Below are 16120 nucleotides of genomic sequence, written 5' to 3'. Positions count from 1 at the left end.
GCTATAACTTATCAGTAGTTATAACTGAATTTTATAGCCAAGCTGCCGACGGGACCTAAATGTCTCTATACCGATCTACTACTATTTTTCTTTTTACTGCGTTGCTCGCGCTATCTGGCTTTGCCAGTAGCCAAGAGGCAAGCACTAATGACGTGCGCCTAGTTATTGATGTCAGCGGTAGTATGAAGCGCAACGACCCGAATAATCTGCGTCAGCCCTCGGTTGAGTTGCTTGTTGAACTGCTTCCAGAGCAAGGTAAAGCCGGTGTATGGACATTTGGCAAATGGGTCAATATGTTGGTAAAGCATCAAGAGGTTGATGCTAAGTGGCGCGAGCTTGCCAAGCGAGAAGCTCAAAATATCAATTCGGTTGGTTTATATACCAACATTGGTACAGCATTAGAAAAAGCCGCCTATGACCTTAGCTATACCGACAGCTCTCAAACCAAGCAAATAATTCTGCTAACCGATGGGGTTGTTGATATCGACAAAGACCCCGAACTCAACCAACGCGAATGGCGACGTATAGTTGACGAGGTGACACCCAAGCTCGCTGCGGCAGGGTATCGAATCCATACCATTGCGCTGTCCGACAATGCGGATAGAGACCTAATGAATAAGATCTCTGTCGCTACCGATGGTTTAGCCGACATTGCTAGAAATGCCGATGAACTTATGCAGGTCTTTTTAAAGGCCTTTGATGCAGCAGCACCTACCGAGCAAGTTGATTTAAATGGCAATCAATTTGTTATCGATTCGAGTGTGGAAGAATTTACAGCTCTTATTTTTCGGGAAAAAGCCTCGGAAACCCTAGCTCTTATTAGCCCAGATAAGCAGCGCCTTATCTCGACAACCAAAGAGAGTGATTTGCGTTGGCACAGGGCAAATAACTACGACCTAATTACCGTTAAGCGCCCCTTAGAAGGCACGTGGTATATAGAAGGCGAAATTGCCGAATCAAGCCGTATTACCGTTGTCAGTAATCTTAATCTGCTTATGAAGCCTTTGCCGACCAATGTGGTTACTGGCGATCAGTTAAGCATTGATGCGTTCTTAAAAGAAGACGGGCAAATCATTAGCAACCCAGAATTCTTGACCTTAATGACTGTCGAAGCTGAGTTATTTGGTGGGCATTCCCATTCAAATTTAGTGTCAGTGTGGAAGCAGGGGCTAGAGCAATTTGGGCCGCAGGGCCGTTATCAAGCAGATTTACCTGCGTTAGAAAATGAAGGTGTCTATGAATTAAGGGTAAAAGTAGATGGTAAAACCTTTCAACGTTCTTTAAAGCATCAATTAACACTGCGTCAGCCCTTCAGTGCAGAGTTGCGCCAGCAGTACCGAGAGGGGGCAACACGTTATTTACTAACCGTTAATGCCTTTCATCCCCAACTTGATTATGGCTCAGTCACGATTGTTGCCAGTATTAAAGGGCCTGAAGGTGCTCAATACACTCGCTCGTTAAGCTTGACAGACATGGATAACTGGCAAGCTGAATTTATGCCCGATAAAGAAGGGCATTACAGTGTCGAATTAAAAGTAAGGGCCAAGAGCAAACAAGCTACAGCCTTGAGTTATACCTTGCCCTTGTTGGAATTTGATTATTCCGTCGAAGGTGGGCTTGCTGAGGAGAAAAAACCATTTGTTGAGCCAAGCCCGGAAGTGGAAAGTCCGGAAGTAGAAAGCCCAGAGCCCGAAGCTCAAGTGGAAGAACAGCCAAGCAAGGCGCTCGAAGAGTCCGCCGAGCCAGAGGAGCCAGCTTTAGCGCCTTGGATGCTCTATGCTGCAGTCGGTTTAGGTAACGTCTTATTGTTGGCTTTGGGTTATATTGCATTTAAGAAAATAATGGGTGGGCCCAAGTCGGATATCCTTGATGAGCTAGAAGAGAAAGACGAAGCTGAAGAAGCCCCCGAAGCCGAGGCTGAAGAGGAGCTTGTAGAAGAAGAGCCTCCGATGGAGGATTTAGATCCTGATGTCAGCCCTGAAGAGCCTGAACCCATTCAAGAGGCAAGCCCTGATCCAGTGGATGCGCTTGCTGCAGAAGAGGTGCCACCGGCACCAGCTCAAGAAGAGTCGGCGATAGATGACGAGCCATTAATGGACGCGATGGAAGAGGCCATTGATGCTGTTATTGATGAAGCTGATCAGGGCGAGGTCGCTGATGATCTGGACGACCTCGATGATCTTGATGCAATGGCCATGCAAGAGCCTGAACCACAAGAAAGCCAAGAAGAGCCTGCAACAGAGGAGGAAGAGGAAGAAGACATGGTGCAAGCTATGTTAGAGGCCCAAGGTCTGGATCTTGCGGAGGAGGAGCTCGATGATGCCATCTCTTCATTGATTGATGACTTAGAAGATGATGAGGATGAAAAGCCTTAATAATGAACTAACGCTTAGTTGGCTTTATATTCAGAACTGGTCAGACAGAATTAGTGAGGCAGAGCTTGGCTGGGTGTCGCTTGGTAAATCTATTGTTAATTATTAAAGCCGTTTTCTTAACATCATTTTGTAAAGACAAGTATCACGACGTTTTAATAAAAGTTTATCTCACAAGCTAGGCTGCTTGTCGTGTTTAATTTTCACCCTGATCCCTACGCGTTACATAATCAATGGCATCATTGACAGCATGTGCAACCCTATCAACCATTGATTCAATCTCATCCGGTGTTAAAAAGAAGGTCATATCAACATCGTGACGAACATAACGTGGAGGTAATCGGTTTAACGCCACACAAGCAACATCCGCTAGAAAATCACTGTCTTGATTGGCTCTGTCGCTTGCTCTAAGTGCTTGGTCTATGACCATCTGCTCGTAGTAATTATGAACAGAATCACGGTGAGAAACGGCATCGTAACGTGGGCGGCCAATTCCTAAGAGCATGATGCATCCTCGCTTGTAAATATGGTTGGTTGTCGCTACTTATAGGCTCTCTAAGTTTAGACCTTGAATGCCACTTGTGCTCAGAGTCGGCAGAAACGTTGCTTTGGTTTCTAAGAGGCCGTGGCTATAGCGCGATCTGTCTCTAATTATTTCTGGCCAGAGATAACTAAAGGCTCAGCTAAAGCATTAGGCATAGTGGTTTAAATAGACTTATAACTCGCCTTTACTGAGTTGGCGTATTTTAAAGCGCACAGGGTGAAGATTTGCATATAGGTCTCTGCGCACAGGCAGGTAAGTACCGCATATTAAGTCGCTTATTAATTGTGCTGCAATGGGTGTGTAGGCCAAGCCTCTTGAGCCAAAACCTAGGGCGCAATAAAGACCGGGGTAGCTGACAGCGCATTGGCCAATATCGGCATTGGCTTTATGGCGCAGGGCAGAGAAGCGCTTAAGGGTTTCTTGTTCATTCACAAGCGGCCCAACTAGGGGCAGGTAATCTGGGCTACTGGTTCGAAATGCAACTCGACCTTTAAGGGCTTGTTTATCGTCGTGCTCGTAAGCTGTGATAAAACGACTTAAGGCGTCGATGTTTTTGTTTTGATCTTCTTCTCTTAGGTCTAGGCCGTCATCATTTAAGTTGAAGGTTGCACCGGCGCAGTGAAAATCGCCATCTTGATTGTGTTGTGCAGGCGTTAAATAACCTTCACCACAAACGACGGCTTTAAGTTTTTTTAAGGTGTTGTTACTGTCTAGGTAAGTGACTTGGCCGCGTATACGCTTAAGAGGCAGTTGGGCGCACTGTTCCAGTTGGCTGGCTTCATAGGCTGTCGCAACAATACAGTGGCTGGCCTGGAATGTTGTTAAGGCGGCTTTATCCTGTGTCGGTGTTTGACAGTGGGCAAACCACAAGCCATCTTCGCTGCTCAGTTTACTGACGCTATGTTGTTCATATATATTGATATTGGGGTGTTGCAATAGCTCTTTACAAAGCTCAACAGGGTTGAGCCAGCCTGAATCGGGTAGCCATAAACCGCCACATTGTATGTCTATGCCTAGAGCTTCTGAACTTTGTTGTTTGGAAAGAATATGCAGTTGCTTGCCTGAATAGTAGGCGAGCAGTTTTTCAAAGCGCGCTTGTGTGTTTTTATCACTGCTTAAATGTAAAACACCACTTTGATCGCCGCAGCGTTGGTAATAACCATGCTGTTGGTAAAACTGATCGGCGTATATTTGTGCGCTTAAATTAAACTCACTTAGCATATCGTTGCCAAGGCCAAGGCGTGTAAACACAGCTCCGGCTGGGTTGCCTGATGCTTGGCTGGCAATGCTTTTACGCTCTAATACTGTGACTTGAAAGCCGCGTTCGGCAAGCTTTCTTGCCACATGACTGCCGGCAAGTCCGGCACCAATGACAAGGGCCGTTTTGGAGCTGTTTAAGCGTGCTTTACTGTTGTCGTTAAGCAGCCAGTTAGGCAGGTTACTTGAGCCTAAACGAGGGCGTAAATGTTTGTGCTGGGTTTTAGTTTCATTTTTATGATCGTTGTTAGCATCAAAGCTGGCGATAAGCATTTCTCGCTTTTTACCAAAGCCCGCGATTTTTTTAATATTAAAACCGTTATTTTTTAAGCCGCGTTTAACAATGCCTGCGCAAGTAAAGGTCGCCAATGTGCTTGTTTTAGTGCTGTTTTCTTTTATGCCTTTAAATAAATATTCGGTCCACATTTCTGGGTTTTTAGAAGGCGCAAAACCATCTAAAAACCAAGCGTCGACCTTAGGCGCTGTTTCACCAAAAGCGGGCTTTAATGCGCTGATCGCGTCACTTTTTAATTGAGGGCTTATTTGTCTCCAAGCGTGTTCTGCACTGCCAAAATACAATAATAATCTAACGGGTTTAATGTGCTTGCTTGTTGAGTGCAGTTCTATATTTTGCAAACCCTGCCAAGGCTGGGGAGGGTAGTTAGCTAAGAGTAGTTCGGCCAGCTCTTTTAGTTCTGGCCAAAGTGAAAGCGCTTGCTCTAGATCTTGAGGTTTAAGTGGAAATTTTTCCACACTTAAAAAATGCAGTTCGCTGCTACCGGTATTACATTTATTCCAAAGCGACCAAGCGGCAAGAAAGTTGAGCCCCGTTCCAAAACCGGTTTCAGCAATAGTAAACACATCTTGCTCAAGCTGGTTCCAGCGCGCTTTAAGTTTATTGCCCTCTAAAAAGACGTATTCGGTTTCAGCCAGACCATTTTCTTTCGAGAAATAGATATCATCAAATTGGGGGGAGATGGGTTGGGCTTGTTCATCCCAGTCTAGTTTTGCGCACTCTAAACTATAAGGTTTGTCACTCATGCTGGCGGCCTTGTTTATTTATCTAAGGCAAAGGCCTTTTGAATATCGGCCACCCAAGTAGCGATTCGCTCTTCACTTAAATCAAATTCATTTTCTTCGTCTAAAGCTAGACCCACAAATTGGCTTTTATCTTCGGTCAGAGCCTTACTTTGTTCAAACTCATAAGCTTCAGCGGGCCAGTAAGCGACAGCACTTGCACCTAAACTCACAACTTTATCGTGTAAATAACCCAGTGCATCTTGAAACCATTGTGGATAACCAACTTGATCGCCCATGCCAAAAAGCGCGACTTTTTTACCTGTTAAGTCAAGATCGTCAAGGTCGTCCCAGCAGTTTTCCCAGTCTTCTTGTAGCTCGCCATAATCCCAAGTAGGAATGCCCAAGATGAGCAGTTCATAATCGAGCATAAGATCGATCGGATCATCAGCAATATTGTGCAGCTCCACATGATCAGTGCCGATGGCAGTTTGAATTTTCTCGGCCGCCATCTCGGTATAACAAGTGGAGCTTCCGTAAAATAATCCAATGGTTTTGGGCATGAACAGGGCCTCAGTTGGTTCTAAGTAGTTAGGTTAAATGGCGCTAAGCAGTGTGTTTTCTAACCACTCTAAGGCGATCTTTGTGGCAGGTTTATTGTCTTGAGCATCGATAATACAGTCATCGCATAAACGTTTGGCCGCAAGACCCTGCATCAGATCGGCTAAGGTGAATCCGGCCTGTGCAAAATTAGGGTAGCTGCTATCCCCTAAGCTAATTTGAGCATAAGGTTTTTGGTAAATATTGGGGGGGCAGTCTCGTAACTCAGCGGCGAGCGCTTGCATATTGGCTGGCAGATCACCCATGCCTGTTGTTGAACAAATAAGGAGTAAATTGTGGTCGAGCTTGTCGGTCAGTGAGCCTTGTTGGTACTGCTTGTCACAAACAGCAGTGTGTCCGAGGCTGTTTAGCTTTTCTGTCAGTGTTTCAGCAACGCCTTGCGCCGTGCCCATAACGGAGCCGACAATGATGTAGAACTTGGCCATTTAGTCTCTATCTGAAAAAAGGAGGTATAGTAGTGTTTTCGGCACATTTGGTCTATCTCGGGAGTGACAGTGAAGCAAGATGTTAGTGCGGATATCGCGCTTGGTATTTATGAACACTACAAAGGCAGTCGCTATGAGGTACTGGCTTTGTGTACTCATTCAGAAACAGAAGAGGCAATGGTCTTTTACCGCTGCCTATATGGCGATTACAGCTTATGGGTTAGGCCTGCTGCTATGTTTGTTGAAGAAGTTGAGGTTGATGGTCGCAAACAGGCTCGTTTCATTTTGATTGAGGCCGCTGAAAACAAAGAAGGTTTATTGTGACATCAACGCGCGAATCTTCTGCCGAAGCGTGCGCAGGCAATAATGTGGATGCCGAACAAAATTCAGGCACCGGCGCTACTCAGTTACAAATAGACGAGGGTTTTATGCGTCGGGCCCTTAGCTTGGCAGGGCAGGCCGCTAAAGAGGGTGAGGTGCCTGTTGGTGCTGTGCTGGTGATCGATGGCGAGGTCATTGCAGAAGCAAGTAATAAGCCTATTGGTCATTGTGACCCTTCGGCCCATGCCGAAGTACTGGCTATTCGAGAAGCATGTAAAAAGGTGAATAATTATCGCCTGCCGGGCAGTACGCTTTATGTCACGATAGAGCCGTGCTCTATGTGTTTAGGCACCTTGGTGCATGCGCGTATTGAACGCTTGGTATTTGGGGCTTTAGAGCCCAAAGCTGGCGTGATTTACAGTAATCAGGGTTTACTGAACGATAAGTGTTTTAATCATCACTTTGAAGTTAGTTCAGGTGTGTTGGCAGAGCCGTGTTCAGAGTTGATATCGACGTTTTTTAGTCAGAGAAGGGCGGCAATTAAAGCTCAAAAGAAGGCTCAGAAAGGTTGCGTACAGCCTCCGTCACCGTCGAGCTAACACTCGCGTACTCACTGGGAGTATCGAGAGAAGCAAGTTGATTATCTTTGTTGCTCTTTTCATTCCAAGCAATGATGTTGTAGAAGTTGCGAATATTTTGCACGTAATCGACCGCTTCCCAACCTCGTGCATAGCCATGTTTCGTCTTTTTGTAATATTTGCTTTTTGCGAGCAGGGGCAGGTGTTTGCGTACATCCGACCACTTGTCGGGATTATGGCCATGGCGCTGGGTTAGGATGCGAGCGTCTTCCAGATGTCCCATGCCTATGTTGTAAGCTGCTAAGGCAAGCCAAGTACGATCAGGGTCTTGAATGCGTTTAGGTAGTCGATTATAGAGACTCTTAAAATAACGCGTGCCGCCATCAATGCTTTGCTTGGCATCGCTTCTATTCTTAACACCGACTTGTTTGGCTGTGCCCTGGGTCAGCATCATAAAACCGCGAACCCCAGTGCGAGAAACGGCACGTGGATTCCAGTGACTTTCTTGATAGCTTAGTGCTGCAAGCAGCTGCCAGTCTAACTCATGTTTTTCAGCTGCTTCTTGGAGCTGTGCTTTCCAGCGCGGTAAGCGGGTTTCTAGGCGCTTGGTAAAAACTAAAGAACCCGCAAAATCAATCTTATCAATGTGGCCATAGAAATTTTCTCTAAGCTTAGCAATCAGATTATGAGTACTTGGTTTGGCAAAAAAGGCCTCAACTTCACGCATAAGTGAAGGATCTTGTTGCTTGGCAAAGGCCCACGCTAAAGCTTGAGCTTCGCTGACATCAAAGGCGCGGCGCGCTCTAGGGTATAGGGCGGTATTGATTTCGTAGGCATTTGAATCAACGACGGCGTAATCAACACTGCCGTCGTGTACAAGCTCCATTAAATCCATCATTTCCACACCGTGGCGAACTTGCCAGCGTAAGCTGGGGTGAGAGAATTTGAGCTTGTTGAGGTTTTCTTCGTGGGAGCTATCGGCAATGACCACCAGTACACCACCGGCTAAGTCTTCTATAGTCTTAGGGCGTTTAGTGCCCTTGCGATAAATAAGGGTTTGTTTAACTTCAGCATACGCAGGGCCAAAATCTACGGTATTTTGCCTTGCCTCGGTCACTGTCAGGCCTGCAGCTGCGAACTGACCAGAAGCTTGATCGATGGTGGCGATCATGGTGCCAAGATCGGGTTCGTCTTTGATCTCTAATTCAACATTTAAGTGCTTGGCAAACGCGGAGGCGAGTAAGTATTCAAAACCAGTTAGGCCGCTAGCGCCTTCATAATAAGTGGTTGAGCCATTTCTGGAGACCATCGTGATCTTGCCCGCAGCCTGAATTTTTTCCAGTTCAGTCGGCTCTCGATCTTGCTGAATGGTAAGCGCAAGTAGGGTAACAAAGGCTGCAAAGGCGCAAAGCTTGGTCAGGCGATAGGTCGCCAAGGCCAGCATTTTTACCTGCTTCTTTGTCATGTCCTTACTCCATTTGCTCAAAATCTGCGCGATTCTACCCACTTCAAGTGTGAACCGCCACTCAATTCTAACAGCTATAGGTTTAATGTTAGATCTTTGGCATGTTTTTTTATCATTGAATTTCTCTATCAACATGGGTGAAACCAAGGCCGCGCTCAAGTACAATGCCGCCTTTAGTTAGAGGCAACTCTAAATAACTCCCATTTTCCTCAGCACAGCCGCTAGAAGAGGCTTTCGGGCGACTCGACATCGCTGGTAACTTTTTCAACATGCCTTGGCATGCTTTCAAAAAAATTACCGTGTTCTCGAACGGCCAAAAACCTGAGAAGCATGGAGTTGTTCAGACTTGCCTTGCCCAGCTATTTACCACGTAATTAGGGAATTCCATGCTGATACTTCGCGGTTCTTCCGCTCTTTCTGATTTTCGCCTCAACAAGTTGCAACAGCGTATTGAGGCTGCAGGCATAAACCTGAGTTCTATTCAGGCCGAATTTGTTCACTTTGTGGACACCAATGAAGCCTTAAGCAGTGAAGAGCAGGGTATTCTCGGCAAGCTTCTTCAGTACGGCCCCAAAAGTGAAGCCGTTAGCCACGAAGGCCAAAGCCTGACGGTTATTCCTCGTTTTGGCACGATCAGCCCTTGGTCTTCTAAGGCAAGTGATATTGCCCATAACGCCGGCTTAAGCAAGGTGAAGCGTATTGAACGTGGTGTAACCTATTATGTTGATGCCGCTGCCGACATCGAGGCCTTGAGTGCCTTATTACACGACCGCATGGTTGAAACTGTATTAAGCAGTGAGGCGCAAGCCGAGTCTATTTTTAAGGTTGAGCAGCCAAAACCTCATGCCAGCGTTGGTGTTATCGAAGAGGGCCGAGAAGCGCTTGAGCTTGCTAATGTCAATTTAGGCTTAGCACTGGCCGATGATGAAATCGATTATTTGACCGAAAGCTTCAGTGATCTTGGTCGCAACCCGACCGATGTTGAGTTGATGATGTTTGCTCAAGCGAACTCGGAGCACTGTCGTCACAAGATCTTTAATGCCACATGGACTTTAGACGGTGTTGATCAGCCTCGTTCATTGTTCAAAATGATCAAAAATACCTATGAGCAAGGCGGCGAGAACGTACTCTCTGCTTATGCAGATAACGCATCGGTTGTTAGTGGGCCAGTAGCGGGGCGTTTTTATCCTGACCCTGCCACCCAGGGTTATGGCTATGTACAAGAGCCTGTCCACCTATTAATGAAGGTGGAAACACATAATCACCCAACGGCAATTGCGCCATTCCCAGGTGCCGGTACCGGTTCTGGTGGTGAGATTCGCGATGAAGGTGCTGTGGGTAAAGGTTCAAAGCCTAAAGTCGGTATGAATGGTTTTACCGTTAGTAACCTGCAAATTCCTGGCTACCGCCTGCCTTGGGAAAAAGACTACGGCAAACCTGGCCGTATTGTCACTGCCCTAGACATCATGTTGGAAGGCCCGATTGGTGGTGCTGCCTTTAATAATGAATTTGGTCGCCCGAATATTTGCGGTTATTTCCGTACCTTCGAACAAGATTTTAGCGGTGAGCGTCGTGGATACCACAAGCCAATTATGTTGGCCGGTGGTTACGGTAACGTTAAAGAAGAGCATATCGAGCAAAACGAATTTGATGCTGGCCATAAATTGATTGTGCTTGGTGGCCCTGCCATGTTGATTGGCTTGGGTGGAGGCGCTGCCTCATCAATGACTTCTGGCTCATCGTCTGAAGATTTAGATTTTGCCTCTGTGCAACGCCAAAACCCTGAAATGGAGCGTCGCTGTCAAGAGGTTATCGATCAATGCTGGCAGCGTGGTGAAGCGAATCCAATTGCTTTTATCCACGATGTGGGAGCGGGTGGTTTGAGCAATGCCTTCCCTGAGCTTGCTAAAGATGGTGGTTGTGGTGCTCATTTTGAGCTTCGCAATGTGCCCAACGATGAGCCGGGTATGAGCCCGCTTGAAATTTGGTGTAATGAAAGCCAAGAGCGTTATGTGATGGCGGTAGCGCCAGAGATGTTGGCCGAGTTTGAAGCGATCTGTCAGCGTGAACGTTGTCCTTATGCGGTGGTGGGTGAAGCACTTGATGAAGAAGTGCTGGTATTAAACGATACCGAGCTCAATGCCAAGCCGGTTGATTTGCCTATGAGCATTTTGTTTGGCAAACCACCTAAGATGCATCGCACGGCAGAGACGGGTAAGCAAAGCACGGAAGCTTTTGATTACAGCGATATCCCATTGGCCGAAGCGGCAGAGCGTGTGATTCAGCACCCATCGGTTGCCAGTAAAATGTTTTTGATCACCATTGGTGATCGCTCTGTAACGGGCATGGTGGCTCGAGATCAATTGGTGGGTCCGTGGCAGGTGCCGGTGGCTGATAATGCGGTCACCACCGTAGCCTATGACACTTATGCCGGTGAGGCCATGAGTGTTGGTGAACGCACCCCGCTTGCTTTGTTGGATGCCCCAGCTTCTGGTCGTATGGCCATTGGTGAGGCCTTAACAAACATCGCCAGCACCGCTATTGCCGATATAAAAGACATCAAGCTCAGCGCTAACTGGATGTGTGCAGCTGGCCACCCTGGTGAAGATGAAAAGCTTTATCGCACTGTCGAAACCGTAGGTATGGAGCTGTGTCCTGCTCTTGGTTTAACGATTCCTGTTGGTAAAGACTCGATGAGCATGCGTACAGCGTGGCAACAAGATGGTGAGTCAAAAGCGGTAACCGCGCCACTTTCATTGATTATTTCAGCCTTTACCCCAGTAAGTGATGTGCGCCTAAATGTAACGCCAGAGCTGAAAACAAACAAAGGCGATACTCGTCTTGTATTGATTGACATTGCTCGCGGTAAGCAGCGCTTGGGTGCCTCTATCTTTGCACAGTGTTATGAGCAAATGGCCGAGCAGGGCCCAGATCTAGATAGCGCTGAAGAGTTTAAAGGCTTCTTTAATGCAGTTCAGGAGTGCTTACAGAATCAGTTGCTACTTGCCTACCATGATCGATCAGATGGTGGTTTGTTTGCGTCTTTAGTCGAAATGGCCTTTACCGCACGCTGTGGTTTGGATATTGATATTGCCGCTTTAGGTGGTGATGCCCACTCAGCCTTATTAAATGAAGAGTTAGGCGCTGTTGTTCAGGTTAAAGAAAGTGATCTTGCTGCACTTAAAGCAACATTTGAAAAACATGGCTTGGCTGATTTGTTGTTGGATCTTGGTGCTATTACAAGTGATGAAAGCATTAGGTTCCACCATGGTGACGAGGTCGTTTATGTCAGTACTCGTGCAAGTTTGCAGGAGCTGTGGGCGAAAAACAGCTTCCACCTTCAGTCTTTGCGAGACAACCCACTGTGTGCAGAACAAGAATACGATCGTATTCGCCACAATGACCCGGGTTTGAGCGTCTCACTGAGCTTTGATGTTAACGATGATATCAGTGCGCCTTATATACAGAAGTCTGAACGACCTAAGGTTGCGGTATTGAGAGAGCAGGGTGTAAACGGTCATGTAGAAATGGCTGCCGCTTTTGATAAAGCTGGATTTGAAGCTATTGACGTGCATATGAGTGATGTCATTAGTGGTCGTCGCAGCTTAGAGGGCTTCAAAGGGCTCGCAGCTGCAGGTGGTTTCTCTTACGGCGATGTATTGGGCGCTGGTGAAGGTTGGGCTAAGAGTATTCTCTTTAATGGTCGTGCTCGTGATGAGTTTGAAGCCTTTTTCCATCGCACGGATACCTTTAGCTTGGGTGTCTGTAATGGCTGCCAGATGATGAGTAACTTAAAGTCACTTATCCCTGGTGCTGATCACTGGCCTCGCTTTGTACGTAATATCAGTGAACAGTTTGAAGCGCGCTTCTCACTTGTGCGTGTTGATGAAAGCCCATCCGTGCTGTTTAAAGATATGGCTGGTTCTTATATGCCAGTGGCCGTCGCTCATGGTGAAGGCCGTGCGGAATTCCGTGATCAAGCTCACCTAGATGCTTGTGAGGCAAGTGGCACCATTGCTATGCGCTATTTAAATAACGATTTGAGCATTGCTGAAAGCTACCCGGCTAACCCTAATGGTTCGCCTTCAGGTATCACGAGTTTAAGTAGCTTGGATGGCCGTGCGACGATTATGATGCCTCATCCGGAGCGTGTTTTCCGCGCCGTGACCAATTCTTGGCACCCTGAACAGTGGCAAGAAGACTCGGCGTGGATGCGCTTATTCCGTAATGCTCGTGTCTTTACGGATTAATAATGGCTAATTGCCTTCGCTTTCTTGGTGTTGGTGATGCTAGTCAGCAGGGGCTAGGTCATGCCTCTGCCTGTGTCGAGCTGGGCGATCAAAAATTACTGATTGACCTCGGCCCCGGGGTCTTGCAGCAATATTTTGATTTTTATGGCGCCTTGCCAGAGGCGCTGTTTATTACTCATTGCCATCTTGACCATATCGCTGATTTTGAAAAGCTGTTTATTAAAGCATGGTTTTCAAATAAGCGGCCTTTGGTGTTTGTGCCTGCCTCTATTGTGGCCTTGCTGCACAAGCGTATTGGCTCCTACCCAGGTGCTTTGGCTGAAGGCGGCGTTAACTTTTGGCAGGCGTTTCAGCTTATTCCCGTTGCCGACAGCTTTGAATTTGCAGGTGTTGAGTTTCAGGTATTGCCTGTGCGCCATCACCAACCGCAAACGGCTTACGGCTTATATCTTCCTAATAAGTTCTTTTATACAGGCGATACACGCCCAATTCCTGAGGTCTTGCAGCACCAGGTAGATGGCAGTTGTTGTATTTTTCATGATTGCAGTGTGATCGGAAACCCATCGCATACCGGCATTGATGACCTTCGTCGCGAATACAGCGAAGCGCTTATTCAGCGTATGTATTTATATCACTACAATCATGCCGAGCAACGCGCTTTGTTTGAGGCTCAACAATTATGTTGCGTGAGCCCCGGTCAAGCCTTCTCTTTTTAGTTTTATTTTTAAAAACAGCTGCTTAAGAGGCTTTCTTAAAGCTGTTTGTTGAGCTTTTCAAAATGCTCAAATAGATCCATTGGTAGATCAAGTTCATGCAATACCGCTTGCGCTTTTTTGGGTTTTTTGGGGTAGACGCAGACATAGAGTTCGGAAGCTAGGTCAGCCTGATAAAGGGTGTGGCCAAAGGCGCTAACCTCTTCATCTTTTTTGATTTTGCACTGATCCGCCAGTGCGTGAATTAATGCCTCATCCAGTTCCCAGTCTTTGGCGATCCAATAACTTAAGGCGGCACTCATTTTCCGAAGTGGTGGTACAAAGGCGTTATACCCTGGGCCTACTTCTTCTTTATTTAATTTAAATTGCTTGCTGAGTTCACTAAAGAGAGTGATTTTGCCAATGTCGTGGACCAGCCCAAGTAAATAGACTTTATACGGGTCGAGTTTGCGGTGAATGGCTATGCGTTCACAAGCTACTGCGCAGGTTAAGGAATGTTGCCAGATACGCTGACCGCTTTGAGAAAAATAAGCTGATTCTTTTTGTAGAATTGGCTGCATAACCGCAGCGGAAAGCACGCTGCGCAAGCCGCTAATGCCTAGTTTTACAACAGCTTGCTCTATCTCGTTAATGCGGCGGCCAATAGGGTTGAAGTAAGCGCTGTTGGCGAGCTTGAGTACAGAGCTTGCCATCACGGGGTCCTTATCGATGATATCTACATAGTCACGTGCTGAGCTATCGGGGTCTCTTAAGCTTTTCAGTAAGCGAGGAATGACATTGGGGAGGCGGGGTACGGCTTTATTGCGCACCTCTTTCTTTTGCATGTTTTGCAGGCATACATCGACAACCAGCTTTTGGGGGATGCTTAGTTCTTGTTTGTCTTTGGCAAATAAGTAGCGGTAAAACGCCTCGTGACTGAGCTCAATGCTGACATGCATGCTGTCGCTAACATGCAGTTGTGTTTTGTGAGAACCGTGAAATACCTTGGCAAGACTAAAACCCATGTGCCGAAGTCCTTTGTGACTCTTAAGCGGTGTGACTTTAAGTGATTCCTTTTAGTGTAGTTGTTTTTAGCTTGTCTGCTTGTGCGGTTGGGCTTTTGAGGTGGGGGTTTTAGGAGGCTTGAGCTTCAAGTTTGGCGCGGATAAATTGGCTGTGGCCCATATGTATTAAGTCGGCTACGCGTCGAATAATATGCTCTTCGTACTTGTCTAGCTCGCCATCGGCATAGGCGATGCGCCACATATCAACGAGTAAAGAAAACTTTTCGTTGTTATTGAATTGCTCGTTTATATCGCGAGTGAATTGATGCAGGGAGGTCGCGTCGTTGCGCTGTTCTTCGGCTCGTTCACTTAGGCGCTTGCATTCATCATCGCTGAGTTTGAATTGGGCTTGAAGGGCCGTGAGCAGAGCTTGTTGTTCACGCTGGTCAAAGTCGCGATCGATACACGCGACTTCAGCCATTAGAGCGGCGCAGGCGAGATGCTTGGCATGCTCGTCGCTGGGCTCTTCTGCAGCCTCTGGGGCAAATAGTGCTTTTAAGGCTGCTAACATCTTAAGCCTTTTGAGCTTTTAGATAGTTTTCAAGGTTGATCTGGTCTTTCACAAAACCACGAATACCTTCGGCTAGCTTTTCAGTGGCCATTTGGTCTTCGTTGCTAGAGAAGCGGAACTGAGCTTCGGTTTCGATCAGCTTGTCGGTCTTGATAGTGATGTTCTCTGGAGAAAGTACACGCTCAAGGCTGCCGGTGTCAGCTTCTAGCTCGCCAAGAAGCTGAGGGCTGATGGTTAAGCGATCACAACCAGCAAGGGCTTCTAGTTCACCTGTGTTACGGAAGCTTGCGCCCATAACAACGGTGTTGTAGCTGTGTTGCTTGTAGTAGTTGTAGATCTTGGTCACGCTTTGTACGCCTGGATCTTCAAACTTGCTGTACTCTTTGACGTCTGTATTGGCTTTATACCAGTCTAGGATGCGGCCAACAAAAGGCGAGATCAGGTAGGCACCGGCGTCCGCACAGGCAGCAGCTTGGCTAAAAGAGAACAGTAGGGTTAGGTTACAGTTGATGCCTTCTTTCTCAAGAACTTCGGCGGCTTTAATACCTTCCCAAGTAGAAGCAAGCTTGATGAGTACACGCTCTTTGCTGATGCCGGCTTTGTCGTATAGCTCAATCAACTTGTGCGCTTTAGCGATACTGGCTTGAGTGTCAAACGATAAACGCGCATCCACTTCGGTTGAGATGCGGCCTGGTACAACGCTCAGGATTTCAGTACCAATGGCAACGCCAAGTTTGTCTGAAGCGTCTTCAACTGTGTCAGACGTTTTTAGAGCGTCTTGTACTAGAGGGGCGTACTGCTCCATCTGGGCTGCTTTATAAAGCAAAGATGGGTTGGTGGTTGCGTCCATTGGCTTGTAGCGTTTGATAGCTTCGATATCGCCGGTGTCCGCTACGACGCTTGAGATTTGCTTCAGTTGTTCTAGCTTGTTGCTCATGTAAGTCCCCAAGGTGGTGGTGCAGTTAGTGCTGCAAAAGGCGGCTGCGCGAGGCACATCCTAGTT

The 16120-nt window shown here is 47.0% G+C and carries 14 protein-coding genes; 5 read left to right on the top strand and 9 right to left on the bottom strand.

Annotated elements, in window-relative coordinates:
* The first annotated feature begins 59 nt into the window (after positions 1–59).
* Positions 60–2375, top strand: coding sequence for a VWA domain-containing protein (locus tag AB1S55_RS13905; protein WP_370978781.1), 2316 nt, complete (start codon positions 60–62; stop codon positions 2373–2375).
* A 193-nt stretch (positions 2376–2568) separates the two neighbouring features.
* On the opposite strand, the gene AB1S55_RS13900 is transcribed toward AB1S55_RS13905, so the two are convergent.
* The 4 genes from AB1S55_RS13900 to AB1S55_RS13885 all read right to left on the bottom strand — a co-directional run bounded on the left by AB1S55_RS13900 (position 2569) and on the right by AB1S55_RS13885 (position 6236).
* On the bottom strand, positions 2569–2877 hold the full coding sequence (locus AB1S55_RS13900; RefSeq protein ID WP_370978780.1) for a late competence development ComFB family protein: 309 nt from the start codon (positions 2875–2877) through the stop codon (positions 2569–2571).
* Between the two features lie 210 nt (positions 2878–3087).
* Entirely contained in the window at positions 3088–5214 is a 2127-nt protein-coding gene (gene mnmC, locus AB1S55_RS13895; RefSeq protein WP_370978779.1) for a bifunctional tRNA (5-methylaminomethyl-2-thiouridine)(34)-methyltransferase MnmD/FAD-dependent 5-carboxymethylaminomethyl-2-thiouridine(34) oxidoreductase MnmC, read from the bottom strand.
* Between the two features lie 14 nt (positions 5215–5228).
* Positions 5229–5753: a flavodoxin FldB gene (gene fldB / locus AB1S55_RS13890; RefSeq protein WP_370978778.1), complete on the bottom strand. Its 525-nt coding sequence runs from the start codon at positions 5751–5753 to the stop codon at positions 5229–5231.
* Between the two features lie 33 nt (positions 5754–5786).
* Complete coding sequence (locus tag AB1S55_RS13885) at positions 5787–6236, bottom strand: flavodoxin domain-containing protein (protein WP_370978777.1); 450 nt, start codon at positions 6234–6236, stop codon at positions 5787–5789.
* 69 nt (positions 6237–6305) lie between these two features.
* Here AB1S55_RS13885 and AB1S55_RS13880 point away from each other — a divergent pair, with 69 nt between their 5' ends.
* The gene (locus tag AB1S55_RS13880) at positions 6306–6560 is read left to right on the top strand and encodes a DUF1653 domain-containing protein (RefSeq protein ID WP_370978776.1); all 255 of its coding nucleotides are present in this window, start codon (positions 6306–6308) and stop codon (positions 6558–6560) included.
* Between the two features lie 89 nt (positions 6561–6649).
* Positions 6650–7156 carry a tRNA adenosine(34) deaminase TadA gene (gene tadA / locus AB1S55_RS13875; RefSeq protein ID WP_370981601.1) on the top strand — a complete coding sequence of 169 codons (507 nt, stop codon included), beginning with the start codon at positions 6650–6652 and terminating at the stop codon, positions 7154–7156.
* Here tadA and mltF read toward each other — a convergent pair.
* Both mltF and AB1S55_RS13865 read right to left on the bottom strand, forming a co-directional pair.
* Positions 7098–8600, bottom strand: a complete 1503-nt coding sequence (gene mltF / locus AB1S55_RS13870; RefSeq protein WP_370978775.1) for a membrane-bound lytic murein transglycosylase MltF — start codon at positions 8598–8600, stop codon at positions 7098–7100. The genes tadA and mltF overlap by 59 nt on opposite strands.
* Before the next feature lie 112 nt (positions 8601–8712).
* A complete protein-coding gene (locus AB1S55_RS13865; RefSeq protein WP_370978774.1) occupies positions 8713–8871 on the bottom strand; it encodes a hypothetical protein in 159 nt (52 codons plus the stop codon).
* Positions 8872–8986: 115 nt separating this feature from the next.
* Between AB1S55_RS13865 and purL the strand changes: the two genes are divergently transcribed.
* On the top strand, positions 8987–12850 hold the full coding sequence (gene purL / locus AB1S55_RS13860; RefSeq protein WP_370978773.1) for a phosphoribosylformylglycinamidine synthase: 3864 nt from the start codon (positions 8987–8989) through the stop codon (positions 12848–12850).
* A gap of 2 nt (positions 12851–12852) precedes the next feature.
* A complete protein-coding gene (locus AB1S55_RS13855) occupies positions 12853–13566 on the top strand; it encodes an MBL fold metallo-hydrolase (RefSeq protein WP_370978772.1) in 714 nt (237 codons plus the stop codon).
* Between the two features lie 35 nt (positions 13567–13601).
* Here AB1S55_RS13855 and AB1S55_RS13850 read toward each other — a convergent pair whose 3' ends face one another.
* The 3 genes from AB1S55_RS13850 to tal all read right to left on the bottom strand — a co-directional run bounded on the left by AB1S55_RS13850 (position 13602) and on the right by tal (position 16054).
* Positions 13602–14567: an HDOD domain-containing protein gene (locus AB1S55_RS13850; protein WP_370978771.1), complete on the bottom strand. Its 966-nt coding sequence runs from the start codon at positions 14565–14567 to the stop codon at positions 13602–13604.
* 109 nt (positions 14568–14676) lie between these two features.
* Positions 14677–15117 (bottom strand): TerB family tellurite resistance protein, encoded by a 441-nt coding sequence (locus AB1S55_RS13845; RefSeq protein WP_370978770.1) that lies wholly within the window; start codon positions 15115–15117, stop codon positions 14677–14679.
* Between the two features lies 1 nt (position 15118).
* Positions 15119–16054, bottom strand: a complete 936-nt coding sequence (gene tal, locus AB1S55_RS13840) for a transaldolase (RefSeq protein WP_370978769.1) — start codon at positions 16052–16054, stop codon at positions 15119–15121.
* Positions 16055–16120 lie beyond the last annotated feature (66 nt).

The sequence above is a fragment of the Agaribacterium sp. ZY112 genome (assembly GCF_041346925.1).
Classification (GTDB): domain Bacteria; phylum Pseudomonadota; class Gammaproteobacteria; order Pseudomonadales; family Cellvibrionaceae; genus Agaribacterium.
Note: the sequence above shows the minus strand (reverse complement) of the source record. Positions and strands in the feature narration are given on the sequence as shown.